The sequence below is a fragment of the Vicinamibacterales bacterium genome, assembly GCA_035699745.1.
Taxonomy (GTDB): domain Bacteria; phylum Acidobacteriota; class Vicinamibacteria; order Vicinamibacterales; family 2-12-FULL-66-21; genus JAICSD01.
This window is the reverse complement of the sequence record DASSPH010000050.1, coordinates 25653-52531: the sequence shown is the minus strand read 5'-3', so window position 1 is coordinate 52531 and position 26879 is coordinate 25653. Positions and strand designations below refer to the sequence as shown.

27 protein-coding genes are annotated in these 26879 nt (G+C 68.8%); 14 read left to right on the top strand and 13 right to left on the bottom strand.

Annotated features, from left to right (window positions below):
• Positions 1-15: 15 nt before the first annotated feature.
• Both VFK57_11215 and VFK57_11210 read left to right on the top strand, forming a co-directional pair.
• Complete coding sequence (locus VFK57_11215) at positions 16-1221, top strand: VCBS repeat-containing protein (protein ID HET7696269.1); 1206 nt, start codon at positions 16-18, stop codon at positions 1219-1221.
• Positions 1222-1299: 78 nt separating this feature from the next.
• The gene (locus VFK57_11210; protein HET7696268.1) at positions 1300-2874 is read left to right on the top strand and encodes an ATP-binding protein; all 1575 of its coding nucleotides are present in this window, start codon (positions 1300-1302) and stop codon (positions 2872-2874) included.
• Between the two features lie 191 nt (positions 2875-3065).
• Here VFK57_11210 and VFK57_11205 read toward each other — a convergent pair whose 3' ends face one another.
• The 6 genes from VFK57_11205 to VFK57_11180 form a co-directional block, all read right to left on the bottom strand.
• Complete coding sequence (locus VFK57_11205; GenBank protein ID HET7696267.1) at positions 3066-3350, bottom strand: hypothetical protein; 285 nt, start codon at positions 3348-3350, stop codon at positions 3066-3068.
• A gap of 98 nt (positions 3351-3448) precedes the next feature.
• Positions 3449-3832, bottom strand: coding sequence for a hypothetical protein (locus VFK57_11200; GenBank protein HET7696266.1), 384 nt, complete (start codon positions 3830-3832; stop codon positions 3449-3451).
• A gap of 1 nt (position 3833) precedes the next feature.
• Positions 3834-4457, bottom strand: coding sequence for a porin family protein (locus tag VFK57_11195; protein HET7696265.1), 624 nt, complete (start codon positions 4455-4457; stop codon positions 3834-3836).
• Positions 4457-5713 carry a DUF1501 domain-containing protein gene (locus tag VFK57_11190; GenBank protein ID HET7696264.1) on the bottom strand — a complete coding sequence of 419 codons (1257 nt, stop codon included), beginning with the start codon at positions 5711-5713 and terminating at the stop codon, positions 4457-4459. The genes VFK57_11195 and VFK57_11190 overlap by 1 nt, the downstream gene beginning before the upstream one ends.
• Positions 5714-5733: 20 nt before the next feature.
• A complete protein-coding gene (locus VFK57_11185; GenBank protein ID HET7696263.1) occupies positions 5734-7200 on the bottom strand; it encodes a DUF1800 domain-containing protein in 1467 nt (488 codons plus the stop codon).
• 100 nt (positions 7201-7300) lie between these two features.
• A complete protein-coding gene (locus VFK57_11180) occupies positions 7301-8434 on the bottom strand; it encodes a hypothetical protein (protein HET7696262.1) in 1134 nt (377 codons plus the stop codon).
• A 65-nt stretch (positions 8435-8499) separates the two neighbouring features.
• On the opposite strand from VFK57_11180, the gene VFK57_11175 reads away from it, so the two are divergent.
• On the top strand, positions 8500-8730 hold the full coding sequence (locus tag VFK57_11175; protein ID HET7696261.1) for a hypothetical protein: 231 nt from the start codon (positions 8500-8502) through the stop codon (positions 8728-8730).
• On the opposite strand, the gene VFK57_11170 is transcribed toward VFK57_11175, so the two are convergent.
• The gene (locus VFK57_11170) at positions 8727-9089 is read right to left on the bottom strand and encodes a helix-turn-helix transcriptional regulator (GenBank protein HET7696260.1); all 363 of its coding nucleotides are present in this window, start codon (positions 9087-9089) and stop codon (positions 8727-8729) included. The genes VFK57_11175 and VFK57_11170 overlap by 4 nt on opposite strands.
• Positions 9086-9244 (bottom strand): hypothetical protein, encoded by a 159-nt coding sequence (locus VFK57_11165; GenBank protein HET7696259.1) that lies wholly within the window; start codon positions 9242-9244, stop codon positions 9086-9088. Before VFK57_11165 ends, VFK57_11170 begins: the two co-directional genes overlap by 4 nt.
• A gap of 132 nt (positions 9245-9376) precedes the next feature.
• On the opposite strand from VFK57_11165, the gene VFK57_11160 reads away from it, so the two are divergent.
• From VFK57_11160 to VFK57_11120, 9 genes are all read left to right on the top strand, one after another.
• Complete coding sequence (locus tag VFK57_11160) at positions 9377-9706, top strand: hypothetical protein (GenBank protein HET7696258.1); 330 nt, start codon at positions 9377-9379, stop codon at positions 9704-9706.
• Between the two features lie 181 nt (positions 9707-9887).
• Entirely contained in the window at positions 9888-10616 is a 729-nt protein-coding gene (locus VFK57_11155) for a vWA domain-containing protein (GenBank protein ID HET7696257.1), read from the top strand.
• 33 nt (positions 10617-10649) lie between these two features.
• Complete coding sequence (locus VFK57_11150) at positions 10650-11420, top strand: PspA/IM30 family protein (GenBank protein HET7696256.1); 771 nt, start codon at positions 10650-10652, stop codon at positions 11418-11420.
• Between the two features lie 12 nt (positions 11421-11432).
• On the top strand, positions 11433-13163 hold the full coding sequence (locus VFK57_11145) for a phosphate ABC transporter substrate-binding/OmpA family protein (GenBank protein ID HET7696255.1): 1731 nt from the start codon (positions 11433-11435) through the stop codon (positions 13161-13163).
• A complete protein-coding gene (locus VFK57_11140) occupies positions 13164-13982 on the top strand; it encodes an ABC transporter permease (GenBank protein ID HET7696254.1) in 819 nt (272 codons plus the stop codon).
• Entirely contained in the window at positions 13979-14782 is an 804-nt protein-coding gene (locus VFK57_11135; GenBank protein ID HET7696253.1) for an ABC transporter ATP-binding protein, read from the top strand. Before VFK57_11140 ends, VFK57_11135 begins: the two co-directional genes overlap by 4 nt.
• Positions 14775-15671, top strand: a complete 897-nt coding sequence (locus VFK57_11130; protein ID HET7696252.1) for a hypothetical protein — start codon at positions 14775-14777, stop codon at positions 15669-15671. Before VFK57_11135 ends, VFK57_11130 begins: the two co-directional genes overlap by 8 nt.
• On the top strand, positions 15661-17481 hold the full coding sequence (locus VFK57_11125) for an AAA family ATPase (GenBank protein ID HET7696251.1): 1821 nt from the start codon (positions 15661-15663) through the stop codon (positions 17479-17481). The genes VFK57_11130 and VFK57_11125 overlap by 11 nt, the downstream gene beginning before the upstream one ends.
• Before the next feature lie 10 nt (positions 17482-17491).
• Positions 17492-17785: a hypothetical protein gene (locus VFK57_11120; protein ID HET7696250.1), complete on the top strand. Its 294-nt coding sequence runs from the start codon at positions 17492-17494 to the stop codon at positions 17783-17785.
• Positions 17786-17828: 43 nt separating this feature from the next.
• Here VFK57_11120 and VFK57_11115 read toward each other — a convergent pair whose 3' ends face one another.
• Together VFK57_11115 and VFK57_11110 are read right to left on the bottom strand one after the other, a co-directional pair.
• Entirely contained in the window at positions 17829-20876 is a 3048-nt protein-coding gene (locus tag VFK57_11115; protein HET7696249.1) for a VCBS repeat-containing protein, read from the bottom strand.
• 90 nt (positions 20877-20966) lie between these two features.
• The gene (locus tag VFK57_11110) at positions 20967-21905 is read right to left on the bottom strand and encodes an RluA family pseudouridine synthase (protein HET7696248.1); all 939 of its coding nucleotides are present in this window, start codon (positions 21903-21905) and stop codon (positions 20967-20969) included.
• A 34-nt stretch (positions 21906-21939) separates the two neighbouring features.
• On the opposite strand from VFK57_11110, the gene VFK57_11105 reads away from it, so the two are divergent.
• Positions 21940-23541: an ATP-binding cassette domain-containing protein gene (locus VFK57_11105; GenBank protein ID HET7696247.1), complete on the top strand. Its 1602-nt coding sequence runs from the start codon at positions 21940-21942 to the stop codon at positions 23539-23541.
• The gene (locus tag VFK57_11100) at positions 23513-25282 is read left to right on the top strand and encodes a DEAD/DEAH box helicase (GenBank protein ID HET7696246.1); all 1770 of its coding nucleotides are present in this window, start codon (positions 23513-23515) and stop codon (positions 25280-25282) included. Before VFK57_11105 ends, VFK57_11100 begins: the two co-directional genes overlap by 29 nt.
• A gap of 161 nt (positions 25283-25443) precedes the next feature.
• Here VFK57_11100 and VFK57_11095 read toward each other — a convergent pair whose 3' ends face one another.
• The 3 genes from VFK57_11095 to VFK57_11085 all read right to left on the bottom strand — a co-directional run bounded on the left by VFK57_11095 (position 25444) and on the right by VFK57_11085 (position 26855).
• Positions 25444-25797 (bottom strand): hypothetical protein, encoded by a 354-nt coding sequence (locus tag VFK57_11095; protein ID HET7696245.1) that lies wholly within the window; start codon positions 25795-25797, stop codon positions 25444-25446.
• An 86-nt stretch (positions 25798-25883) separates the two neighbouring features.
• Positions 25884-26114, bottom strand: coding sequence for a hypothetical protein (locus VFK57_11090; GenBank protein HET7696244.1), 231 nt, complete (start codon positions 26112-26114; stop codon positions 25884-25886).
• A gap of 3 nt (positions 26115-26117) precedes the next feature.
• Positions 26118-26855 carry a prolipoprotein diacylglyceryl transferase family protein gene (locus VFK57_11085; GenBank protein HET7696243.1) on the bottom strand — a complete coding sequence of 246 codons (738 nt, stop codon included), beginning with the start codon at positions 26853-26855 and terminating at the stop codon, positions 26118-26120.
• Positions 26856-26879: the final 24 nt, after the last annotated feature.

Below are 26879 nucleotides of genomic sequence, written 5' to 3'. Positions count from 1 at the left end.
TTACACTGGCGGCCCATGCAGTCCTCGAATGCACGCGCCGCCCGTTTCACTGCCGCCGCGTTCGGCGCCGCGATTGCCGCACTCGCCGCTCTGGAGGCGGCCCAGTCGTCCGGCGTCACACCCGCGCCATCGCTGAAGTTCCGCGAGCAGGAGATCGCCAGGGAGTTCGGCATCGGCTACGCGATCGCCGCCGCCGACATCAACGCCGACAAGCAGGTCGACATCGTCGCCATCAACGCCACCGAGCTGGTGTGGTTCGAGGCGCCGTCCTGGACGCGGACGGTCATTCTGCCCGCCGGCGCGACGACCGCCGACAACGTCGCGATTGCGCCGCACGACATCGACGGCGACGGCCGTCTCGACATCGCGCTCGCCGCGGGGTGGACGCGTCAGAACACGGGCACGCTGCAGTGGGTGAAGCAGAACCCGCCCGGGACGCAGCCGTCCTGGGAGATGTTCCCGATCGGCGCCGAGCCGACGCTGCACCGCATCCGGTGGGCCGACGTCGACGGCGACGGCCGGCGCGAGCTGATCGCGGCGCCGCTGCACGGCAAGGGGGCGAAGGGGGCAGAAGGCCCGGCCGCGCGCCTGCTCGTCTTCCGGCCGCCGGCCAATCCGCGCAGCGATCCGTGGCCGATGGAAGTCGCCGGCGAAGTGAATCACATCCAGCACAACTTCCTGGTGATGAACGCCGATGCGGATTCGCGGGAGGAGCTAGTCACCGCCGCGCACGAAGGACTCCTGCTGTGGAAGCGCGCCGGCGACGGCGCCTGGACGCGGACGGTCATCGGGGAGGGCTCGCCGGGCGAAGTGAAGCTGGGGCGCGTCGGCGGACGCCGCATGCTCGCCACGGTCGAACCGTGGCACGGCGCGGGCGTCGCGGTGTACGTCGAGACGCCGGGCGCAGCGCGCTGGTCCAGGACGACCATCGAAACCGGACTGACGGAGGGGCACGCCCTCGGCTGGGCCGACTTCGACGGCGACGGCAGCGAGGAACTGGCGGTCGGCTGGCGCCGCGGTCAACCGGGGCTCGCGATCTACGTCGTGAACCGGGACGGCAGCCTCGCGGCAAAGACGATGATCGACGCCGGCGGGATGGATACTGAAGATCTCGTCGTCGCGGATTTCAATCGGGACGGCCTCCCCGACATCGCGGCGTCGGGCCGTGCGACGCGCAACATCAAGATCTACTGGAACGAGAGCCGGAAGCCGGCCAGGTAGCGCCGCGCTCCATCCGGAGACGCTCGGCTGCCGGCGGCGTTTCGCGCTACACTGCGCACCGTACCCCGGGGAACCCCGATGTCGAGCCTGGCGTCCCTGTTCGACCCGCCGCCCGATGCAACCCAGGAGGAACTGCGCGCGCGGCTGCGCGCGCTGGCCGATCTCATCGCCCGCGCCCCGGTGCCGATCGCGATCGCGCACGATCCCGAGTGCCGGGTCATCTCCGCCAACGACGCGCTTGCCCGCCTCCTTCGGCTGCCGGCGTCGGCCAACATCTCCCTGGAGCCGCGCCCGGGCGGCGATGCCGCGCCCCCCTATCGCATCCAGCGCGACGGCCGGGACATCCCGGTCGAGGAGCTGCCGATGCAATACGCCATCGCGCACCGGACGCACGTCGCCAACGCGATCGAAATCGTTCGCGGCGACGGCTCGGTCGTCCACGTGCAGAACGACGTCGAGCCGCTCTACGATCGCCACGGGGCGGTGTGCGGCTGCGTCAGCGTCTGCGTCGATCTGACCGAACACCGGCAGGCCGAAGACGTTCTGCGCGAGGCGGACCGCCGCAAGGACGAGTTCCTGGCGACGCTGTCGCACGAGCTGCGCAACCCGCTCGCGCCGATCCGCAACGCACTCGAGCTGATGCGCCGGTCGGGCCACGATGCCTCGCTGAGCGAACGCGCCCTGGCGATCATGGAACGGCAGGTGCGTCAGCTGGTGCGGCTCACCGACGACCTGCTCGACGTGTCACGGATCACCCGCGACCGCCTCGAGCTGCGCCGCGAGCGGATCGATCTGCGCGGCGCGATCCGCAGCGCGCTGGAGACGATCGAGCCGCTGAGCGAGGCCGCCGGCCACGAGGTGGTCGTGGACCTGCCGGACGATCCGCTGTGGGTCTATGCCGATCTCACTCGACTCGCGCAGGCGTTCGCCAACCTGCTGAACAACGCCGTGAAGTACACCGATCGCGGCGGCCGCATCACTCTCACCGCCGCCGCGCACGGCGGCGAGGCGGCGGTGACGTTGACCGACACGGGCATCGGCATCGACCCGATCCATCTTCCGGTCATCTTCGACATGTTCGTGCAGATCGAGCCGACGGCGAGCCGTGCCCGGAGCGGGCTCGGCATCGGCCTCGCGCTGGCCAGGCGCCTGATCGAGCTCCACGGCGGACACATCGACGCGAGCAGCGCAGGCGCCGGGACCGGCACCACGTTCGCCGTCAGGCTGCCGCTGGTGGCGGCGGCGCGGCGCGAGCCGCGCCCGCCCGGGTTGCCGCGCGCGCTGGAGGGGTGCCGCGTGCTCGTGGCGGAAGACATCCCCGACGCCGCCGAGATGCTGCGGTTGATGATCGAATGCATGGGCCATGAGGTGGTCGTGGCCGCGGACGGCGTTCAGGCGGTGGAGCTCGCCGCCAGGGTCCGTCCGCAGATCGCCGTGCTCGATATCGGCATGCCGCGCATGGACGGCTACGAAGCGGCGCGCCGCATCCGTGCGGCGCTCGGCCGCGAAGTGGTGCTCGTCGCCTTGACCGGCTGGGGGCAGGAACAGGATCAGCAGCGGGCGTATGCCGCCGGATTCGATTACCACGTGACCAAGCCGGCGGAACCCGACGCGCTCGAATCGCTCATCGCGTCAGCCGTCGATTGCCGTTGACGGGGCGGCGTATTCCGGCTCGACGTGAGCCGCCCGGCGTGTACCAACTTGTTGACAGGACGGGGTCGACCAGCTTTCCTACGGCGAACCCGAGCCGACCGTGCCTCCGCGGTTCGACGACGCGTTCGTGGCGACGCTCGCGCCGTCGGGATTCGACCGCCGGCGTGCAGTGAATGGTGTGTGAGGGAGACTCAGCGCCGCCGGCGGAGCAGCCAGCTGCCCAGGCCGAGACCGATCGTCGCGGCCACGGCGCCCCCCTTGAGCCACTTCCGCGACGAGGGGGACTCCGGGTTCTCTTCGAGGAGCTCGCGATAGATCTCGGCGTCGGTCGAGTCGGGGCGCGGGCGGGCGCGGCGTTCCGGCGCCGGCACCCATCGGCTGATCAGCGCGAACGTCTCGGACGTGCAGCGGGGGCACGTCCGCGCGGCGTGAATCTCTTCACAGTCGAGGCAAAGCCTGGCCACACGAAGCTGCATGGCCCTAAGTGTAGCCTGCCGCCGCACGCCTCTTCACCGGGCGGCTCGAGCGCCGACGGTCCCCAGGAGGCCGCCCGCACCAGTGAACTGTCTGTCCGTCAGCGGATGACTATCCGCGCGCGGAGGTTGCGATTATCGGCATCGTCGTGATCGTGGACGCCGCAGGTGCGCACCGCCACCAGGTTCCCGGTTTCCCGCCGCTGACCCGCCCCGAGCAGGCCGACCTGATTGATCTCCGGACAGTCGTTGTGCTCGGGATGAGGATCCGAGGTCATGTTGTGCGGCTGCGAGTGATTGTTGACGAACAGCACCCGCGTGCCCGGGGAGACGACGAGCTCGGACGGGGTGAGCACGCCGGCGGGCGAGATCGTCATCTGGTTGGGGTTGTTCGGCGAGGGGCCCCCGGGATTCCCGCCGCCCCCGCCGCACGTCAGCAACGCGGGCAGCGCGCACACGATCGCCAGCGCTCCGGCCCGGCGCACGTCAGAACCTGAACCCGGCGGTGACGGTGATCGTCCGCGTCCTCAATTCGGCGTCGTCGGTGCGGTCCTTGTCGATGTCTTTCAGCCCGAGCGAGTAGCGGCCGTCGAACACGGCGCGGCCCCACTCGAAGCCGCCGCCGGCCGAGATCCCGAAGTCGAGGCGTTCGACCGCGTCGCTGACGTCGACCTCCTCGGTCGTGTCGCCGAACGTGGTGCGCGTCCGCGCCCGCAGCCGCACGGCCACGTAGGGACCGCCGGCGACGTAGAACCCGGTTCGTCCGTTGCCGCGCCGCGAGACGCGCGCCAGCATCGGCACCTCGAGATAGTCGACGAGCGCCTTCGACGTATAGGTGCGCTCGTCGATCTGGGTGCCCTTCACCGAATAGAGCGCTTCGGGCTGGAACTCGAGCCACGAGGCGACCCGGAACGTGGTGAACGCACCGGCGACGAGCGCGGTCAGGGAGCTGAACCCGGCGTCTTCCGAGCCGCCGCCGGTGCTCTTCACGGTGGCGATGTTGACGCCCGCCTTGACGCCGAGTCCGGGGATTTGCGCGAAGAGCGGGGAGGCGGAGCCGAGGACGACGAGCAGCGCGGCTGCCGCGCGGGTGATGTGTCTCTGGATCATTACAGGATGGCGGGTCCGCCGCCGAAGTTGCCGCCGAGGATCCCGTTCGCGTCGCCGCCCAGCCATCGGTCGATTACGGTCGCGTACACGGATCGGAAGTCGGTCTCGAACCGGACGTCGCGCGTCGCGTTCTCGAGGGTGGGGTTGTCGGCGGTCGGGCGGAGGTCGGGCGCGGTGCCATAGATGCCGCCGCGGACGGCGCCGCCCATCGCCAGCATGATGCCCGCGGCTCCGTGGTCGGTGCCCTGGCTGCCGTTCTCGTCGATGCGGCGGCTGAACTCGGAGAACTGGAGCACCAGTGTGTCGCCGAGCAGCCCCTGGTTGACGAGGTCGGCGTAGAACGCCGACAACGCGCCGTCGAGCGCGCCCATCAGGTTCGCATAGGTGCCGTTGGCGGCGTTGGTGCCCTGCCCGGCGTGCGTGTCGAATCCGCCGGTCTGCACCCAGAACACGCGGGTGCCGATCTGGTTCACCATCGCGCCGGCGACGGCGCGCAGCGCGAGCGCGAGGCCGTTGTTCGGATAGGTGACGGTCGGCCGGTACGCGGCGACCTGCCCGACGCGATCGAGCGTCGCGAACGCCGCCTGCGAGGTGGCGTTCACGAACGCGAGGTGCGGCTGATCGACCGGCAGGTGCGACGCGATGCGCAGCGCGCTCTGCCGCGCGAACGTGGCGTCGGCGCCGCCGTTCGGGCTGAGGAACGCGTACGACGCGGCGTCGGGAATCGCCGGCACGCCGACCGTACGCGACAGCAGCGTGCGCGGCAGTTCGCGCACCGTCGACCAGCCGGCCAGCGGGTCGACCGGCGACGGCAGGCGATCGAGGTAGCGTCCGAGCCAGCCGGTGCCTTTCGTCGACACCGGATCGGCGGTGGACCAGATGTCCGTGCCTTCGAAGTGCGATCGGCTCGAGTTCGGATAGCCGGTGCGCTGCACGATCGCGAGCCGCCCGGCGTTGAAGATCGATCGCATGCCGGCGAGGCGCGGGTGCAGGCCGAGCGGACGGCCGGCGCTGTCCGAGCCGACCTGCAGCACGTTCGCCGCCGGCACCGCGAGCGTCGGGCGCCGCGCGAAATACTGCGGATCCGTATAGGGAATCAGCGTGCTCAGCGCGTCGTTGCCGCCGCTCAGATAGAGCACGACGAGGTTGCGCCGCGACTGTCCCTGCGCGATGGCGAGATCGGAGAGGAACCGCGGCGCGGCGAATCCGACCGTGAAGGCGGCCACGCCTCCCCGAACGAAATCGCGTCTGGTCATCGACATGTTCGCGGCGTCTCCTAGATCAGCTGATACTCGCCGGACCCGATGATGAGGTGGACGACCCCCGCTCCCTTGTTGGCCACCTGCGTGTCGGACGCCGTGTACGTGCCGCCGGCATTGATGTAGTCGATGAGCGCGGAGCGCGAGGTCGCGGTGTAGGGCGCCGGCGTCAGCCGCGCCATCGCCGTCTCGAGCAGCGCGTCGGGCGATGCGGCCCGGCCGCGGAACGAGTCGCGGAGGTTGAACTTCTGGTTGGTCGCGAGCTGCGAGGCGAAGTTCATCCGCGCCAGCATCGCGCCGGTGGTGAACCAGCCGCGCCCCAGCTCCCAGCCGTTCACGTCGGGCGGCTCCAGCAGCTGCTGGCCCATGTTGACCATCGGCGTCAGCGCGGTGCCCACCGAGAACCCGCTCCACCCCGCTTCCTTGATCGCCCGGACGACGAATTCCGCCGGCCACGAGAAGCGCTTGTAGTAGTTCGCCGGATCGCGGAACTGCGACGAGAGCAGCAGCCGCCTGACCATCGGCTCGATCTCGTAGTCCCGCGCGTAGTAGATCCCCGCGATTTCGTCGATCAGCGCCTGGTCGGGCGGGTCGGTCTCGTTGATGAAGTAGTTATAGAGCTTCCGGGCGAGCCGCGGCCCGGTCGCCGGGTGCCGCGCCACGGCCTCGATCAGGTCGAGGCCGTCCTGCAGTCCGGCGGCCCCCGAGCGCGCCGGAATGACGCGATCGCCGTTGGGATAGATGGGGAAGCTGAATTCCTTCGCCGCCGTCTCGTGCTGCGCCGCGTTGTAGTTGAAGACCCACTTCGCGGCGGCGCCGCTCCCGCTGCGCAGCAGGTTCCATCCGGTGAACACACGCGCGCCGGCGTAGACGTCGTTCTCGGTGAAGGTGTCCACGCCCATCGTGAACAGCTCCATCAGCTCGCGCGCGAAGTTCTCCTGCGGCCGCGCGCGCACGTTGGTGCGCCCGTCCAGCCAGTAGAGCATCGCCGGATCCTGCGCGATGGCGACGAGCAGGTCACGGAAGTTGCCGAGCGCGTGCTCTCTCAGCAGCTCGAGGTGCCCCTTGACGCTCCCCGCGTCCTCGGACGGCTTCGCCGCCATCATCCGCGCCGCTTCCGTCGCCCCGACGTCGCCGGCGATCTTCGAATACGCGGTCGCGAAGTGGTTGTGCCAGAAGAGGGTCATCTTCTCCTGGAGCGGCCGCTTCGAGTGGACCATGCGGAACAGCCAGCGCTGCCGCGCGTCGTTGATGTTGACGGCAGGCGCGAGGCGCCCCTGCGCCGCGGTCACGCCGACGTAGCCGACCGATCCAATCGCATCGTCCACGTCGTCGGGCAGTTCCTGGTAGGTGAGAAGGTGCGCGGCGGCGCTGCTGAACCCGAGCAGCCCGCGCCGGGCATACTGGTCGATCTCGGCTTCGCTCGCGCCGAAGCCGGCGCGGCGCAGAAGGTGCTGGAGCTCCTCTTCTCTCGAGGGTGCCATGCCTGGTGGTCAGAGAGTATACTTCCGCCCCCGCTGGCGCAAGTTTTTCAATGCCGGGGGCGGCCGACCGGCCAGCCGCGACCGGGGGCGCGTGCGCGGATCAGCGCGGGCGATCGATGGTGAGCCGCCAGCAGCCGTCCCCCGTCCGCACGTGGAACACCGTGTTGCCTCGCTCCAGGAACGCGTTGATCTCCTGGCTCGTCGCGTAATCACGGTGCGTGACGTAGGCGCCGATCGACTTGTCCACCTGCTCGCCGGGAGAGGCGATCGCCTGCGCGATGTCCTGGAACAGCCCGGCGGCGAACTCCTCGCGCGCGATGCGGAATAGCGGCGACGCCGACGCGCAGTCAGCCGCGGCCGCGGCGAGGGTCGTCGTCCTCGGGTAGAGGCCGAGCCGGCTCATTTCCTTGTTCGCCGCCAGCATCGCCTGGCCTTCCGAAAGCCCCGACTGCCGGCCGCGTTCGACCAGGTCGGCGTATGTCCTCCGTACCAGTTCCGCCCGTTCGATGTCGCCGCGCCGGCTGAGGGGCGTGACGACGTCGGCGCCCAGGCCTCCCGGAAACTTCCTGGCGCACGTGCCGGTCTGGATCAGAGACCGCGGCCCGGGCTCGCCGGTGCGCAGGACGGCGATTGCGCAGGGCATGAGCTCGTCGCCCGGCACCGCGATCACCTCCAGATCGCCGTGCAGTTGCGCCGGTTCATCGCCGGTCATTGCCGGGTGGCGCTCGGTCCACCCGGAGGCGTGCGCCGCCCGCCCGGCGTCCGGCTCGTAGCCTCCCTCGAGAACCAGGGTGCGCGAGAACGGTATCTCGCTGCGCGTGACCGCCACCTCGTACTCGATGCGGCTGCCCGTCCGGCGCAGATGCGCGTGCGGCGTGCCGAAGATCGCGCCGTGATATTCGGTCAGCGATGCGCCTTCGAGCGGCGAGTGGGGCAGTTCGTCCAGCACGGACACCTGGCCGTCCGGGAGGCGCAATGCCACGAGACTGAAGCGATCGCGGTGTATCCACACGCGGGCCGGCGGCGTGAAGAACGACTGGCCGGGGCCAATCACCGTCGCCGTGACGACGCGCCGGATTGCGTAGATCGATCGGCCGTCGGCGGCGAAAACGGGCGAGAAGTAGCCCGTGCGGCGGTGGACGCCGGCGAGTCCGAGCGCCCGGACGAGCAGCGCCGCCAGCAGGAGCACGGCTGCAGCCGTTCCGACGACCCACCGCCACATGTGCCGGTTCATTCAGCGCTATCGAGGATACCGCTCAGTGAATACCGCTTGCATCCTCCCAACCCAGGAGGTCTTGCATGAACCGCAACGAATCAAGCCGACTTGGCGAGCGGCAGGCTGAAGGCAATCTCGGCAATGAACGGCAGCGCAGCTCCAAGCGCGGCAGCCGGGACGACATGCGGAACCGGTCGAGCGAGGGCAGCATGCGCGAGCGGAGCCGCGAAAGCGAGGATCGCGAGAGCAGCCAGGACTGGAGCCCGTCCGACGTCCACGACAACAACGACGCGCGGCGGGGCGGCGAGGGTTAACGCCGGGACTCGCTGGCGACTCTGAAGAGCGCCGCGACGGCGGATTTCACCTTGTCGAGGGGCGTCTGCGGACTGTCGTCCGCGGGCGCTTCCGGTACGGGGTCGACGGGCGGGGCGAACGCCGGGTAGCATTCCACGAACATTCCCACCGTGTGCTCGGGGTCGAGGCCGACGGCCTCGGCGTAGGCGCGGATGTATCCGCGGCTGTAGATGCCGCCGGGCCAGCGCGAGCAGTCGCCGGCCTCCATCGCGCGGAGCAGGCTGGCGCCGACCTTGGTCCGCGCCGCGAGGTGGTCCAGGCCGAGGCGCTTCTTCTCGCGCTCGCGGCGGAGCTTCTGACCGAACGTCTGCGGGGTCACCAGGGATGGTCCTCGCGGGAGCGTGCTTCCGCGAGCCACTGCCCGCTGACCGGTTCCGAGGTGGGGACGTGATGCGACTCGCCGCGGCGGCGGAAGCGTGCGACCAGACCGGCGCCGGCGAGGAGGACGAGAGGGAGGGCCCACAGGATGCGCATACGGATGCGGACCGCGCCAGCAAAACCGGATCCATCTCATCTGTCGAAAGTTCCGCCGGAATTTGCGCGCGCGGTTGAAATTGTCGCGTTCGCAGACGGTAAGATCTTCCGAGTCCATGACTTTTTTTCCCTATGGCCGACCCCGCCGCTGAGCCCGCGCGCGTCACGGTCACGCGCACTGAACCGAATGACGTCCGCGACCGTCAGATCGTGGTGTCGATGGACGGTGAGCGGCTGGGGACGCTGCTCTTCGGTCAGCAGGCGACGAAGAGCGTCGCGCCTGGCCGGCATCGTCTGAAGGCGCACAACACCTTGTTCTGGAAAAACATCGAGGTGGACCTCCAGCCGGGCGAGCACGCCCGGTTCGTCGTCGTGAACCGCGCCGGGAGCGGCACCCTGTCGCTGCTCGGCATTCTCGGTGTCGGTCCGCTCTACCTGACCTTCGAGCGCCGGGACCGCTAACTTGATCACGGCCGACCCCGACGGTAGACTGCGGGCTGCCCCGATGCCAATCTGCGCGCCGGTGACTCAGACCGCTTCGAGCAGGTCCGGCTTCATCCCGCGCCGAAAAGGGGACAGTCCCCTTTTTCTGCTGCTGCTGACGGCCCCGCGCCGAAAAGGGGACTGTCCCCTTTTTCTGGGCGTGCTGCTGCTGACGGCCGCGCTTGCGGCGTGCGAGGCCAGGCCGCGCGAGCAGCCGCCCGCGGCGGTTTCCGAGCCCGAGTCCTCCGCGCCGTATCAAGCCGAGGTCGAAGAGGGGCTGGGCGCCGCGGTGGCGATTCTCGTCGACACCTCCGGTTCGATGAAGGAGTACGTTCCCGGCGACTCGCGGCGCAAGCACGCGGTCGCGCGCGAGGCCCTCGAGGCGATGCTCGACGCCACCGACGCCTTCATCGCCAGGCGGCCGGATTTCCCCATCAAGATCGGCGTCTACAGCTTCTCGAGCGGGGTCCGTACGCTGCGGCCGATTCAGCCGTACGATCGCGCCGGCGTGCGCGCGGCGCTCGCCGAGCTGCCCGCGCCGGGCGGCGGCACCGCGATCGGCGACGCCATGCGCGAGGCGCGCCCGGATCTCTACCGCGCCGGCGTCTTCCGCAAGTACCTGATCGTGGTCACGGACGGCGAGAACACCAACGGCCGCAGCCCCGAGCGCGTCGCGCGCGACATCTGGAGCAAGAGCCAGCGCGGCGTGCAGGTGTACTTCGTCGCCTTCGACACGTCGCCCGACAAGTTCGGCTTCCTCAAGGAGGTCGGCGGCGACGTCATCGGCGCCAACACCGGAGCCGAGCTGCAGAAGGCGCTCGACGACATCTATCAGGGCAAGATTCTGGCGGAAGCCGTCACCGGCGCGGAAGCGCCTTTGAAGAAATAGCCGGAAGCCGGCAGCCGGAAGCTGGGAGCTGACATGATCCTGCAAAAGTTCTGGTCCGCCTTCGTCGCGCAGATCAACAAGGTCGCCAACCTGTTCTGGGAGGCGGATCCGATTGCGCAGATGCGTTACGAGTACGACCTCGCCGTCGCGCAGTTGAAGGAGGGACGCACCGGCCTGGAGCAGTACCGCGGCCTGGTGGAGCGCGTCACCCGGCAGGTGGCGGCGAACCGGTCGCACGTGCAGAAGCTCGAGGCCGAGACCAAGGCGTATCTCAAGGCCGGGGATCGCACGACCGCGGCGAAGTTCGCCCTGGAGCTGCAGAAGGCGAAGCAGGAGCTTGCCGCCAACGAGGGGCAGCTCCAGATGCACGAGACCGCCTACGGCAACAACCTGAAGAAGATCCAGCACGCCAACAGCAAGCTGATCGAGCTGCGCGAGAAGATCCAGAAATACGACGCCGAGCTGAAGATGAGCGCCGCGGAAGCGGAGATCGCCAAGCTCTCCGAGTCGTTCGACGTAAATCTCACCACCGACTTCGGCGAGATCGAGTCGGTGATCCAGCAGAAGATCGATCAGAACCGCGGCAAGGTGCGGGTCGCCGCCGATCTGTCGCAGAAAGGGATCGCCGAGATCGAGGCCGAGGAGCGCATGCAGGGCATGCTGGCGGAGCAGGCGCTCAGCGACTTCGAGGTCGAGCTGGGGCTGAAATCCCCCGACACCGCGCCGATGTCGAAGGCCGCCAAGGATCTCGGACCCGCGGTCGAGAATGCCGACGTCAAGGCTACCGACACCCAGACCAGCTAAGGAGTCGATCAGATGTCGAACGGACAGCCCAGGCCCGCGTTCTACGTCGCCGTTCTGCTCGTCGTGCTCGGCCTCGTCGGCCTCGCCCTGTGGCGCTACGGCGCGATCGGGCCGAAGCAGACGACCGGACAGTTCACGGCCGACGAACTGGCGAAGATGAAGACCGGCGCCGAGGCGCCGGACAACAGCGGCATCACGACCGTCAAGGAGTACAACTTCGTGCCCTCGGCGCGGCTGCCCGAGGTCAAGGGGATCTCGAGCTACACGCCGATGGCGGATCGCACGGTCCGCTTCGCGATCAACGTCTGGGCGGGGTGGAGCCCGATCATCTACGCCAACAACGGCTTCAAGCCGGGCAAGCTGTGGAAGACGCCCGGCGGCAGGGACTTCAAGGTCGAGCTCGTCCTCATCGACGACCCGATCGCGATGCGCGACGCCTACGCCGCCGGCAACATCCACATCGGCTGGGCGACGCTCGACATGGTGCCGCTCTTCCTCGAGGGGCTGCGCAAGGACTCGCGCGTCATGCCGCGCATCTACCAGCAGGTCGACTGGTCGAACGGCGGCGACGGCATCGTCGTCCGCGAGAACATCAAGACCATGGCGGACCTGCGCGGCAAGACCGTGGTGCTGGCGCAGAATTCGCCGTCGCATTTCTTCATCCTCAACGCGCTGATCAATGCCGGCGTGCAGCCGTCGGAGGTCAACTTCAAGTTCACCCAGGATGCGTTCCAGGCGGCCGCCGCGTTCAACGCCGACAAGAGCATCTCGGGCTGCGTGAGCTGGGCGCCGGACATCTACAACCTGGAGAAGGCGCGGGGCAACCGCATGCTGGTCACCACGTCGACGGCGAACAAGCTGATCGCCGACATCTGGTTCGCGCGCGCCGACTTCGCCAAGGACAACCCGGACGTCGTCGAGGGGATCACCCGCGGCATCTTCGACGCGATGATCGATCTCAAGACCCAGGAGGCCAAGCAGCGCGTCGCCAAGCTGATGGCCGCCGGCTACTCGATCCCGGAGACCGACACGCTGGGGATGCTCGGCGACGCCCACTCGACCAACTACGCCGAGAACCGCGACTTCTTCCTCAACCAGAACAATCCGACCAGCTTCGAGCGGACCTGGAACACGGCCTACTTCCTCTACAAGCGGATCAACGCCGTGACGCAGCAGACGCCCTTCGATCAGGTGATGGATTTCTCCGTCATCCAGAAGCTCGGCGCCGAGCCGAAGTACGCCAGCCAGAAGAACGAGTACGACATCCAGTTCGCGCCGGCGAGCGCCGGCGCGGTGAAGGGGGAGAAGGACGAGATCCTGACCAAGACGGTGGTGATCCACTTCTTCCCGAATTCCTGGGATCTGAACAAGAAGATCACCCGCAACCAGGACGGCAAGGAGGTCGAGGAGCTCTACGATCCGAACGTCGCGTTCGTGGTCGAGGAGATCGGCAAGCTCGCCGGCCAGTACGGCGCCGCGCGGATCGTCGTCGAGGGGCACACCGACGGATCGATGAAGGCCTCGGTGCCGAAGAGCCTGGTGCAGGAGCTGTCGTTGAATCGCGCCAACGCGGTGAAGGAAGCGATCCTGCGGAAGTTCCCCTCGCTGCAGCCGAACCAGTTCTCGACGGCGGGGATGGGCTGGGATCGCCCGGCGGATGCCTCGGATCCGGAGAACAACGCCAAGAACCGCCGGGTCGAGATCAAGGTGTATCCGGCGGAAGCGACGCCGGCCGCCAAGTAGATGGCGCACGCCGGGCGCTCGCTGCTGGCGCTGCGCCTTTCACCGCCGCGGATGACGCGGCGCCTGATCGGCGCCCTCGCGCTGGCCGTCGTCGTGCTCGCGTGGTGGCTGGCGACGCTCGGGGCCGACGTCGAGGACCGGCTGATCTCGCCGGTGATTCTGCCCAGCCCGATTGAAGTGCTGCGCTCGTTCCCCGTGCTGCTGAAGGAGCGCGCGCTGCTGCAGAGCATCGCGGCGACGCTGCAGCGCGTCATGGTCGGCTTCGGCCTGGCGGCGCTGATCGGCGTCCCGCTGGGCATTCTCGCCGGCGCCTGGCGCGTCATCGAGTCGGCGGGCGCGCCGCTGGCGCTGTTCGGACGCAACCTGCCGGTGGCGGCGCTGATCCCGCTCACGATCCTGTGGTTCGGCATCGACGAGACGCAGAAAGTGATGTTCATCTTCATCGCCTGCGTCCCGTTCGTCTATTCGGACACCGTCTCGGCGATCACCGGCGTGCCGGACCGCTACGTCGAGACGGCGCAGACCCTCGGCGCGCGCCCGTGGCAGGCGATCACCAAGGTGCTGGTGCCGCTCGCCCTGCCGGAGATCTACACCAGCCTGCGGCACCTGTTCGGACTGGCGTTCGGCTACATCATGCTCGCCGAGCTGATCAACGCCGAGCACGGGCTCGGCTACCTGTTGATGGCAAGCCAGCGCCGCGGACTGTCCGAGCACATCATTCTGATTCTGATCATCATCGGCCTGCTGGCATTCGCGATCGACCGCGTGCTGCTCTGGTTCCAGCGCGGGCTGTTTCCGCATCGCGTGGTCGAGGAATGACCCCCAGCATCGTCGAGTTTTCCAACGTCACCAAGCGGTTCGGCAAGCTGACGGTGATCCGCGACGTGTCCTTCAGCGTGCCGGATCTGCCGGGGGCAGGGGAGTTCATCTCGATCCTCGGGCCTTCGGGCTGCGGCAAGTCCACCGTCCTGCGCCTGATCGCCGGCCTGGCGCCGCACCACCCGCCGACGGAGGGGACGGTGCTCGTCGGCGGCAAGCCGGTGTCGGCGCCCGGATCCGACCGCAGCATGGTCTTCCAGGACTACACCTCGTTCGACAACCGCACGGTCGAGGACAACGTCGCCTTCGGCCTCGAATGCCGCGGCATGGCACGCAAGGAGCGCCGCGAGCTGGCGCGCGAGTGGATCGCGAAGGTCGGCCTCGACGTGGCGCGCGACGCGGGGAAGTTCCCGAGCGAACTGTCCGGCGGGATGCGGCAGAGAGTCGCGATCGCGCGGACGCTGATCCTGTCGCCGCGCATCATCCTGATGGACGAGCCGTTCGGGGCGCTCGATCCGGCGACGCGTCTGAACATGCAGGCGCTGCTCGTCGATCTCTGGCACGACGCGCAGGCGACGGTGTTCTTCGTCACCCACTCGATCGAGGAAGCCGTCTACCTCGGCGACCGCGTCTACATCTTCTCGGCGGCGCCCGGCACGATCCTGCGCCAGATGGAGGTGCCGAAGCCGCACCGTCCTCCGAAGGAGATGCAGCGCGAGCCCGAGTTCCTGGCCAGGGTCTTCGAGATCCGCGACATCGTCGAGGGGCTCGCTTCTTCCACGCGGGCGGGCGATGACTGAGCCGCGCGGCGCGGGATTGAAGGACTACCTGCTGGAAGCGTTTCTCTTCCGGTGGAACCTGCTGCTGTTCTTCGGCGGGACGGCGGCCGCCGCGCTCACGCCGTTCCCCGATCTGCTGTTGCCGATCGTCGGGGCGATAGAGGCGACGTATCTCGCCGGCCTCGTCTCCATCCCGCGATTCCGTGCCGCGATCGACGCCAGGGTGCACGCCCGCCGCACCGGCGCCGGCACGGCCGACGTGCCGCAGCAGCCGGCCCCCTCGCTGGTGACGATGCTCGCCGGACTGCCGGCGGCGGAGCGCGCCCGCTTCGAGCGGCTCCACGGGCGCTGCCTCGAGATGCGGAAAATCGCGGCGGGCGTGCGCGGCGCCGCCGGCGATCACCCCGGCGCGGCAGAGGACATCCGCACCCCGGGACTCGATCGTCTGCTCTGGCTGTTCCTGCGCCTGCTCGTCTCACGGACGGCGCTCGACCGGTTCCTCGCCGCCATGGACGAGAAGGATCTGAACGCCCGGCTCGCGGAGCTGCGGACCCGGCTCGCCTCGGCCCAGACCGGCGGCGACGAGCGTGTGGTCCGATCCCTCCAGGACAGCATCGCCAGCGGCGAACTGCGGCTCGACAACTTCGCCCGCGCGAAGAAGAACGCCGAGTTCGTACGCATCGAACTGGATCGCATCGAAGGCAAGATCCAGGCGCTCGCCGAGATGACGGTCAACCGGCAGGATCCCGATTTCCTCAGCAGCCAGGTGGATTCGGCCGCCGAGAGCATGCGCCAGACCGAAAAGACGGTGAGCGAGCTGCAGCATCTGACCGGGCTCGGCGATCAGTTGGAGGAGCCTCCCCCGATCCTCGAGTCCGATCTGCGCGAGGTTCTCAAGCATGGCGCCTGAGAACGGCCGGCCCCGTCCGGGCGGCGCGGGGGAGCTGCCGGTCTGGTTTCCGGTGTGGGCCTCGCAGCTCGCGGACCTGTTCTTCTCCGGGACGACGGCGGCGTTCGTCCTGCACGGCAATACCTACGATCTCTTCCGCATCGACGGCGAGGATGCCGCACCGGCGTCGCCCGGCACAGGGAGCGCCGAGCCTGACGGAGGGCGCTACGGCGTCCTGGCCGAGTTCCTGGCCGAACAGGTCTTCGGGCGATGGTCGCTGGTCCTCCACTACGACCTCGGACGGGGACTGCGTGCCTTCGCCGGCCGGGACGAGAAACGGCTGAAGCAGATGGTGACGCTGGCCAATCGTAAGGTCGGCGATCTCAGCGCGCTGCCGAAGGAGCCCGCGGCGGCGTTCGCGGTGCTCGATCGGTTCGTCCGCGCCAACATCATGGCTGCCGAGGACGATCGTCTCAGTCTCGCGGTGGTCATGGACCACGCCTCTTACGTCTTCCCGTCAGGGGAGCCGGGACGGCTGAACATGCAGGCCTCGTCGCACCTGGTGACGATGCTGAACTGGGCGATGAGTCCGCACGTAAAGCGGATGAACATGGCGTTCGTCCTGATCGACGAGAAGAAGTCCGACCTGAGCGAGCGTCTCATCGGCAATCCGCACGTCGCGGCGATCGAAGTGCCGCTGCCGGACGAGCGGGCGCGCGCATCGTTCGTCAGCGCCGCTACCGCAGGGACGCCGATCGGGGCGTTCTCCGATTTCACGGCCGCGGAGCTGGCGAAGCTCACCGCGGGCATCTCGCTCACCGACCTGAACGTGCTGCTCCAGTCGGCGCGCGAGAGCGGCCGGCGTCTCGACGCCGCCGCGTTCCGTGCGCTGAAGAAGCGGCTGCTCGAGCGCCAATGCCAGGGGCTGCTCGAGTTCATCGAGCCGAAATGGACGCTCGACACCGTCGTCGGTCACGAGGCGGCGAAGACGCGGCTGCGGGAGGACGCGGCGCTGCTCGCGCGCGGCGCGCTCGACAGCCTGCCGATGGGATATCTGCTGTGCGGCCCCGTCGGCACCGGAAAATCGTTCCTCGCGCAGTGCGTCAGCGGCGAAATCGGCGTGCCGTGCGTGATGCTGAAGAACTTCCGGTCCAAGTACGTCGGCGAGACCGAAGGGAACCTCGAGCGCGTGCTCGCGGTGCTGCGCGCGATGGGGCCGGTCGTGGTCGTCGTCGACGAGGCGGACGCGGCGCTCGGCAGCCGGGAGCAGGAGGGGGACTCCGGCACGTCGAGCCGCGTGTTCGCGATGATCGCCTCGCAGATGGGGGACTCGCGGTATCGCGGACAGATCATCTGGATGCTGCTCACCGCGCGCCCCGACCTGCTGCCGATCGATCTCAAGCGCCAGGGGCGCGCCGAAGTGCACATCCCGCTGTTCTATCCGACCGACGAGGCCGAGATCCGCCAGATGTTCGTGATCCTGGCGAAGAAGCTCGGATCGCGGATCGCCGTCGAGGACGTTCCGTCCATCCCGCAGCGCGGCCATCTCTCCGGCGCCGATATCGAAGGGATGGTCGGCCGCGCGCTGCGCGCGTCGATCCTGGCCGGCGCGGACCACGTCACGAAGGAGGCGCTCGCCACCGTCGTGGCGGAGTTCATGCCGTCCACGCAGGGATTGGAGCGGGAGCTGCAGGAGACAGCGGCCATTCTCGAGTGCACGGATCGGCAGTTCCTGCCGCCCGCCATGCTCCAGAAGACCGACGCGGCCGGCGGCCGCGCCGGGCTGCAGGAGCGGCTGACCGCACTCAAACAACTCGTCCGGAATCTGTAGGAGGACACCGGTGGCACGTACGAGCTGGTTCGACGAAAACGCGGGCTACGACGGCATTCAGGAGCGCGCGAGCAAGCTGGAATCGTTCACGAGCGCCCTCGCCGACGGCGAAGTCTCGCGCAACGAGCTGAGCGCGCAGGAGCAGCGGCTGCTGACGGCGATGCGCGGGCTGGAGGCCGCGCTGAACGACGACCAGCACGCCAAGGTGACCTCCGTGCTGGTCGAGCTCACCGCCTACAACATCATGCGGACGCTCCACGAGCTGCAGGCGGAGCGCGCCCGGATCGCGTTCGGCAAGCCGTAAGGGGCCAGACCCGGGTCTGACCCTTTACGGCCGCCGCGGACCCTTACCAGTAGAACCTCGGCGGCAGGATCGTCGCGTCGTTCTTCGCTGCGCCCGGCCGCGTCGTCCGGTACTGCTCGGATGACAGCACCACCTGGTCGACCGACACGCCGTCTTCTCGCGTCTGGATGCGCAGCCGCTGCCAGCCGCTCCTGGTGAACCGCACCGTCAGCGTGCCGATCGCGTCGCGCTGCCCCCACGCCTCGTCGCGCCAGCCCCAGCCCGAGACGCCGCAGCCGGAGCACTCTTCCAGGTTGACTTCGATGCCGGCGGAGGTCCCCGGTGCGATCGAACGGCCGGCCGAATCCACCGCATTGGTCAACTGCAGCCAGAGCGAATCGTTCGACCAGGCATTGCCGTCGGCCTTCAGCCGTACCCACAGCTTGTAGGTCTGCGTCGAGTCCGCGGCGAAGCCGACGTCGACGTAGTTCGCCGGCGCCGGGCTCGGGCTGGTGACCTTGGGCAGTCCGGCGTTCAGATCGTGCAGCGCCTTGCCGCTCGCGGCCGACGGATCGTCAACCACCCCCCAGTTGCCCCGTGCGGTCGTGTCCCATCCGGCGGCGCCGACGTGGAGGACGATCTCTTTCTCCGGCAGGATCGTGATCACGATCGATCCAGTGGCCGTGCCGCCGCGTCCGTCGCTGACCTCGACGAACACCTCGTGCTGCCCCGGCTCCATCAGATATCGCGGCCAGAAGAACGGAAACGTCCCGCTGTCGAATTCGCCGCGCGCATCGCGGAACGTGTATCTCAACTGGTGCAGATCCGGATCGTCGCCGTGCGCCCAGATCTCGTTCTGACTTCCGCCGTCGCCGAACTGTCCGCTGTACGGCAGGGTGAGGCCGGGTCCGATGTTGGCGGTCAGGCTGACCGTCGGCGCTGCGTTGTCGCTGCCTCTCTGGTTCAGGATCAACTCGACGGCGCCATGGTTGGATCCGCCAACCAGATCCGGCAGCCCGTCGCCGTTGAAGTCGGCCACCTCCCCCGGTGCGTAGAAGTCGAACCTCTCCTCGGCCTCGAACGTCCCGTCGCCGCGTCCCTTGAACAGGACGCCTGCGTGCGTCATCGCATCGAGGTGCCCGTCGGCCGTGAAATCGGCGATCGAGAGGCCCAGGCTGTATCCCGTGATCTTCAGGTAGGCGGGGGAGCCGAAGCCCGCCGGGCCGCCCAGCATCACCGCGACGTCCTCCTGGCTTTGCCAGTCGACCGATGATCCGGCGACGACGACGTCGAGGAAGCCGTCGTGATTGAGGTCGCCGAGATCGCTGTAGCTGATGCCGAGCAACGCGGGCGCGGCCGTCTCGCGAGGCGCGCTCAGGGTCCAGTTGCGATCGTTGAGACGGGTCACCACGCGCGCCGCGCGCGACGCGCCGCGATTGCCCGCGGTCACGAGATCCGGATCGCCGTCGCGGTCGACATCGCCGATCCTCAGCGTGAACGGAAACTCGTCGGCCGGATAATCCGCCGCGAGGGCGAACCCGCCGTTCCCGTCGCCGGCGAACAGGTGGATCCGCGTCGGTCCCGACCACTCCGTCTGGCCGACCAGGACGATGTCGGCGCGGCCGTCGAGATTGAGGTCCGCGGTTTCGATGCTCAGCGCGTGCAGCGAGGTCGCGACCGTGCGCCGTCCCGGGAAATTGCCGCGCCCATCGCCCATGAAGACGCCGAGGCGGCTCGGCCCGCTGATGCTCGACCCTTGCGACACGGAGACGATGTCCGGATGCCCGTCACGATTGGCGTCCAACTCCACCACATCGACGCCGTATTCCCCCAGCCGCAGGTCGCTGCCGTTGCCGAACCGGACGTGCAAGCCCTCCTCGCTCACGGCATCGAGCCGGCCGTCGTGATCGAAGTCCGCGATCGCGACGTCGTCGGCGCCCGAGGAGTTGTGGTCGCCGGGTCCCAGCCACTGCCGGCGGAACTTGAACGCCGCCTGCGGGAACGCGGTCACGTTCGACAGCACGGTGGCCGCCGCTACGTACTCGTTGGCGGTGGCGATGTCGATGCGTCCGTCGCGATCGAAATCCCCGACGGCAACCGCGCGGCTGCCGGTGCCGGCGGCCACGCTGACCGGCGCGCCAAATCGTCCGGCGCCGTCGCCAGGCGCGACCTGCACGGCGTTGGATCCGCGCGCAGCTGTCACCAGGTCCGGCGCCCCGTCGCGATTCAGATCGGCCGCCGCGATGCCGCGGGGCGAGCTGCCGCCGCTCGGGAACGTGCGGATCGAGAACCCGGCGCGCGTGTTGACGAGGGTGGTGATGTTGCTCGTTGCCGATCCGGCGGCGGCGACGTCAGGCCGTCCATCCTTGTCGAAGTCGCCGAGCGCGACGACGTTCAGCGCCGGCGTTCCCTGGACGTCCCAGCGCGTGAACGCGCCCGGGGCGGCGTCCGCGAAATGGAACGTCACGCCGATGTTGAAGGTGCCGCTCGACACCGTGACGAGGTCGGGCCGCCCGTCGAGGTTGAAGTCGGCGACGGCGACGCCCTGCGGATTGGCGGAGACGCCGAGGAAGATCACCGGACGCGGACCGCCGAACGAGCCCGCACCATCGCCGAACGCGATGCCCACGCGCGCGTTGGTGAACTCCGTGAACACCAGATCGGGATTGCCGTCCCGGTCGACGTCGGCGATCGTCACCCCCCGCGGATTCATGACGCCGCCTGCCGACAGCTTCCACTGCAACCGTCCGGTGCCATCGTTGTAGAGCAGGTCGATCGCGTCGCGGTCGGCGTTGGCCACCGCCACGTCGGGCGCGCCGTCCTTGTTGACGTCGGCGGCCGCGACGTCGAACGGGCCGCCGGGCAGCGGGATGAACGACGAGTCGTAGCCGCCGGCGCTCCCGCGGTTCATCAGCACGGAGATGCCGTCCGGATTGTTGTGCGCGGTCACGATGTCGAGCCAGCCGTCGCGATTGAAGTCCGCGCTGGCGATCCCTCGTGCGCTTGCCGTCGATGTGTGATCGTCACGCTGAAAAGTGAGCGGCTGAGCCGACGCGGTCCATGGAAGCAGCGCGAACGCGATGAAGGGAATCGAGCAACGCGCGACAGACATTGTGTAAGTCCTTCCACCCCCCGGCGGGGCGAGCGCGCGTGCTGCAATCGAGCAGCCAGCTCCGAGCGCAACCGTAAGGAGCGCAGCTGTTTACGAGCGCAGCCGTTCGAGGAGGGCGTTGAAGTCTGGGGGCAGCGGCGCTTCGAACTCGCACCGTGCGCCGTGCTGCGGATGATCGAACGCGAGCCGCCACGCGTGCAGCGCGTGACGCTCGAACTGGATCGGCCGGACGCCGTCGGGACCGAAGGTGTAGCGCTTCTCGCCGACCAGCGTGTGCCCGCGCAGCCGCGCCTGAACGCGGATCTGATTGCGGCGTCCGCTGTGCAGCCGCACTTCGATCAGCGAGGTGTCCCGATACCGCTCCCGCACCCGATAGTCGCTGACGGCTTCCTGCGCCCGCGGATCGCGCGGGTGCGTCTCTTTCTGGATCAGCGCCTTCTCGTCCCACACCAGGTGATCGCGCCAGCGCCCTTCGGCCGGCGAGGGATGGCCGTAGACGACGGCGAGGTACACGCGCTCGGCTGCGCGGCGCTTGAACTGCGCCTTGAGCCGCGCCTGCGTGCCGGCGTCCTTGGCGAACACCACCAGCCCCGACGTGTCCTGATCGATGCGGTGGACGACGAGCGGCCTGCGCTTGCCGAAGCCGCGAAGGTAACGCTCGAGCTCGCTCTGAACCGACGGGGCCGCCGCCTTCCGCTCGAGCGGGACGGTAAGCAGCCCCGCAGGTTTGTCGATCACGATCAGGACGGCGTCCTCGAAGAGGATCTCGAGATCGCCGACCGCCTGGGGTCCGCCGCGCTGCGGCTTCGCGCTGCCCGGCCGATCCATCCAGACGCGAACCGCGTCGCCGGCGCCGACGCGGCGGGCGGCATCGGCGGCGGTCATCTCGGCGCCGTTGACGAAGACCTTGCCGCGCTCCAGCGCCGCGAAGGCCCTGGCGCGCGAGCCGATCCGGTCCGCCGACGCGAGGAACTTGTCCAGGCGCAGGCCGGCATCCGCCGGTCCGACCGGCCACTCGGTATCTGCCATCAGCACCCGTACGTTACAATAGGAGGTTGCTCCTATGATTTCAGTCAGTAACGTGTCGATGCGCTTCGGTTCGAAGATCCTGTTCGAGGACGTGACCACCACGTTCTCGGCCGGGCGGCGGTACGGCCTCACCGGGCCGAACGGAGCGGGGAAGTCCACCTTCATGAAGCTGCTCACCGGCGAGCTGCCGCCGCAGCAGGGGACGGTGGTCCGGCCCGAGAAGCTGGGCGTGCTGCGGCAGGACCAGTTCGCGTTCGATCAGTACCGGGTGATCGACGCCGTCATCATGGGCAACGCGCGGCTGTGGAAAGCGCTCGACGAACGCGAGCAGCTCTACGCGATCAGCGACATGACCGACGAGCAGGGCATGCGCCTCGCCGAGCTCGAGGGGATCGTCGGCGAGGAGGACGGCTACACGGCCGAGAGCGACGCCGCGGTGCTGCTCGACGGCCTCGACATTCCCGAGCCGCTGCACGGCCGGAAGATGTCCGAGCTGCAGGGCGGACAGAAGGTCCGCGTGCTGCTGGCGCAGGCCCTCTTCGGCGGGCCGCAGGCGCTGCTGCTCGACGAGCCCACCAACCACCTCGACCTCGAATCGATCCACTGGCTGAGCGATTTCCTGAACCGCTACGCCGGCACGCTGATCGTGATCTCGCACGACCGCCATTTCCTGAACGGGATCTGCACGCACATCGCCGACATCGACTACCAGACGATCATCACTTACACCGGCGGCTACGACGACATGGTCCTGGCCAAGACGCAGATCCGCTCGCGCGTCGAGTCCGAGAACGCCCAGCGCGAGAAGAAGATCGCGCAGTTGAACGACTTCATCGCGCGGTTCTCGGCCGGCACCCGCGCCAGTCAGGTGCAGGCGCGGCGCAAGGAAGTCGAGCGGCTGCAGACGACCGAGCTGGCCCGCTCCAACATCCAGCGGCCGTACATCAACTTCAAGCAGGCGCGCCCCTCGGGCCGCATGGCGATCGAGATCAAGAACGTCAGCAAGGGGTTCGAGAACCACCCCGTGATCGACGGCTTCGACGCGATCGTCAATCGCGGCGAGAAGATCGTCATCGCCGGCCGCAACGGCGTCGGCAAGACGACGCTGCTCAAGGCGCTGCTGTCGGATGCGCCCGGCGCGATCGGTACCTCGCCGAACGACATCGACGGGGGATCGGTGCGCTGGGGCCACGAGGCGTCCGTCGGCTACTTCCCGCAGGACCACACCGGGGTGATCGAAAAGGGGATGACCGCGGTCGAGTGGCTGCACCAGTTCGATCCGGACGCGGCGCGCCAGGACATCCACGGACTGCTCGGACAGATGCTGTTCAGCGGCGAGGAAGGACTGAAGCCGACCCACGCGCTGTCCGGCGGCGAGACCGCGCGCCTGCTGTTCTGCCGCATCATGCTGCAGAAGCCGAACGTCCTGGTGTTCGACGAGCCGACCAACCACCTCGACCTCGAGTCGATCAACGCGCTGAACATCGCGCTGCAGAAGTTCGAGGGCACCGTGCTGCTGGTCACGCACGACCAGGACCTGATGGAAGAGGTCGGCACGCGCGTCTGGTACCTGGAGCCGGGCAGGATCACGGACTTCAAAGGTACCTATGAAGAATTCAGCTCGTCCGTCGTCTGAACCCCGGCTGTCCGCGAAAAAGGGGTCAGACCCGGGTCTGACCCCTTCTGTCCTCGCGGCAGGACAGGACGCAGGTTCTGCCGGGTTTGCCGGACTTGGCCTGTCGCAGGATCTGCTCGCCGCGATCACCGGTCTCGGTTACGAAGAACCCACCCCGGTGCAGCGCGAGACGATCCCGCTGCTGCTGGCGGGGACGGATCTGCTCGCGCAGGCCGCCACCGGCACGGGGAAGACGGCGGCGTTCGCGCTGCCGATGCTGCAGCGGATCGCCGAGGCCGGCGACGCGGGCCGCCGGCAGCCGTCGGGGCTGATCCTCGTGCCGACGCGCGAGCTGGCGATGCAGGTCGCGGAGGCGGTGCACAAGTACGCCCGCGGCACCGGCCTGACGGTGCTGCCGCTCTACGGCGGCGCGCCGATGCCCCAGCAGATTCGCACCCTCGACCGCGGCGCCTCCGTCGTCGTCGCCACCCCCGGACGCGCGCTCGATCACATCCGCCGCGGGACGCTCGCCCTCGATCGGCTGCGCCTGCTGGTGCTCGACGAGGCGGACGAGATGCTCGACATGGGATTCGCCGAGGATCTCGACGCCATCCTCGAAGCGACGCCGGCGGCGCGGCAGACGGCGCTCTTCTCGGCGACCATGCCGGCGCGGATCCTGGCGATTGCGAACCGGCACCTGAAGGATCCGGCGCGCGTCGCCATCGCGCGCGAGAAGCCCGCCTCCGGCGTGCCGCGCGTGCGGCAGATCGCCTACCTCGTCGCCCGCGCGCACAAGGCCGCGGCGCTCGAGCGCGTGCTCGAGACCGAGAACGCCGGGTCGGCGCTGGTCTTCTGCCGCACCCGGCTGGAGGTCGACACGCTCGTCGAGACGCTGAACGCGCACGGCCACAGCGCCGAGCCGCTCCACGGCGGGATGGAGCAGCGGCAGCGCGATCGGGTGATGACGCGGTTCCGGGAAGGGAAGACGGATCTGCTCGTGGCCACCGACGTCGCGGCGCGCGGCCTCGACATCGAGCGGCTCTCGCACGTCATCAACTACGACGTGCCGAACTCGGCGGAGACCTACCTCCACCGGATCGGCCGTACCGGCCGCGCCGGCCGTGAGGGGACGGCAATCACGCTGGTCGAGCCGCGCGAGCACCGCCTGGTGCGCAGCATGGAAGCGGTCACCAAGCAGAAGATCGAGATCGCACCGGTTCCAACCGTGGCCGATCTCCGTGCGCGGCGGCTCGAGCTGACGCGTGCGTCGCTGCGCGAGCAGCTGCTCGCCGGCGATCTCGAGCACACGCGGGTGGTGGTGGAGTCGCTCGCCGCGGAGTTCGACATCGTCGACGTGGCGGCCGCGGCGGTGAAGCTCGCGCACGCCGCCGTCGCCGGCGATCGCGAGGATCAGGAGATTCCGTCGGCCACCGCCGCACCTTCTCCGGCAGGCCGGGGCGGTGAGGCGCGGCCGCTCAAGCCGGCCCGCGGGCGGCTGCCGCGCGAACGTGGACGCGTGGAGCCCGGCGACATGGTGCGGCTGTTCGTCGGCGCCGGGCGCCGCGGCGGGATCCGTCCCGGGGATCTGGTGGGGGCCATCACCGGCGAGTCCGGACTCGACTCGCGCTCCATCGGCGCGATCGAGATCAACGACGCGTTCTCGCTGGTCGAAGTGCCGCGCGATCGCGCCGACGAGGTCATTACTGCGCTGCGGGGGACCAAGCTGCGCGGGCAGAAGGTCACCGTCCGTCACGAACGGTAGTCCGGCGGCCTGAACCGTTCGGGAACCGGTCTCGGGTGTTCCACTTGGCCGGGCGGCGACGACGGGGACTTCAATTCGGCACCCGCCACGGCCGGCGACACGGGCTCGTTCGATGGAACGCCCGCTGCCGGCGTCGTGCAGCGATCCGAGTCAGGAGTTGGCTAGATTGCCGCCGGTGCGAGACGGGCAGGGATGCGTGCGCCTCTGGACAGCCGCACGATGGGAATGTGCGCCGTCGCAGGACACGTCGATAACAGTTCCGTCGTTTCGCGCACCTGCTCCTCGCCGAGCGAGGCGGCGACGAGAATCAAATCGGGCAGATGACACGACGCCTTGACGATAGTTTCGAACACCGTCCGGGCAACGGCGACGCGAAACCCGCGATGCTGCAACTGGCGCAGTCGGCGCGACCGCGACGCGGCATCCGCATCGGCGACGAGGGCGAGCGGGAGACCAACGGCCGCCGCCTGGCGACCGCGTAAGTTTGCCGTCTCAACCGTCTGCAATTCGGACATCGATCCGCCCCTTTGCGAGTTCCGGCGCGTCGCACAGCAAAAACGGCGCCGGAAAATGCAGCCCGCCAGCGGGCCTCAGCCTCCGCCTACGACCGCAGCATGCGATTGATCCCGACCGCGACGATCGCGCCGGCGACCGCGGCAATTGCGTCGAGGTCGGTGGCCTGGTGGAACGGATCGAAAAAGGCGAGCAGCAGCATGCTGGCGACCGCGCCGCCGATGGCGCACGCCGCGATCTCGATGACAACGAGTCCGCGGCCTCGCGGACATCGGTGCCCGTCTGTAAGGTGGCCCTTGCAGCGGGGACAGGTCGCCATGTCTCAGCGTATCGGCCGGGACGGGCGCCGCAATAACAGAATCAGTCCCAGCAGCACGACTCCGAGCGAGAAGATGTGTGCAACCGTGAGCGGCCCCAGCACACGGGTGTTGACCCGCAGGAACTCCAGCAGGAAGCGGAATCCCCCGACCCCGACGAAGTAGCGCCCGAGCACCACGCGATCGTCGACCTTCACGCGCCGCCAGCGGATCAACATCCACGCGAACACGCCGAGGAAGATCGCTTCGTAGATCTGCGTCGGATGGACGCGCTCGGTGGTCGGCGGCAGCCCTTCTGGGAACGCGATACCCCACGGAAGGGAGGTCGGATGCCCATAATCGTCGCCGACCAGGAAGCAGCCAATCCGTCCGAGAAGCTGTCCGACGGCCAGCGCCGGCGTCGCGGCCGAGAGCACCGTGACGACCGGCCATCGCTTCGCCAGTATCGTCGCGTATCCAGCCAGCAGGCCGCCGGCAAAGCCGCCGAACCAGCTCATCCCGCCGCGATCGAGCAGCAGTCCGAGGAACGTGCCCTCGTCCAGATGCTCGAAGACGTAGAGCAGTTTCGCGCCGGCGAGCCCCCCCACCAGCCCGTAGATTGCCGCGTCCATCGCCGCTTCGGGCAGTCTGCTCCGGGCGATCTCGCGGCGGAACACCCACAGGCCGGCCAGCGCGCCGAGCGCAACCAGGACGCCGAAGCTGGTGACTTCGAAGGATCCGATTCGGAACAGGACGGGGAACACGCCGCTTCAGATTACCGCAGCGAG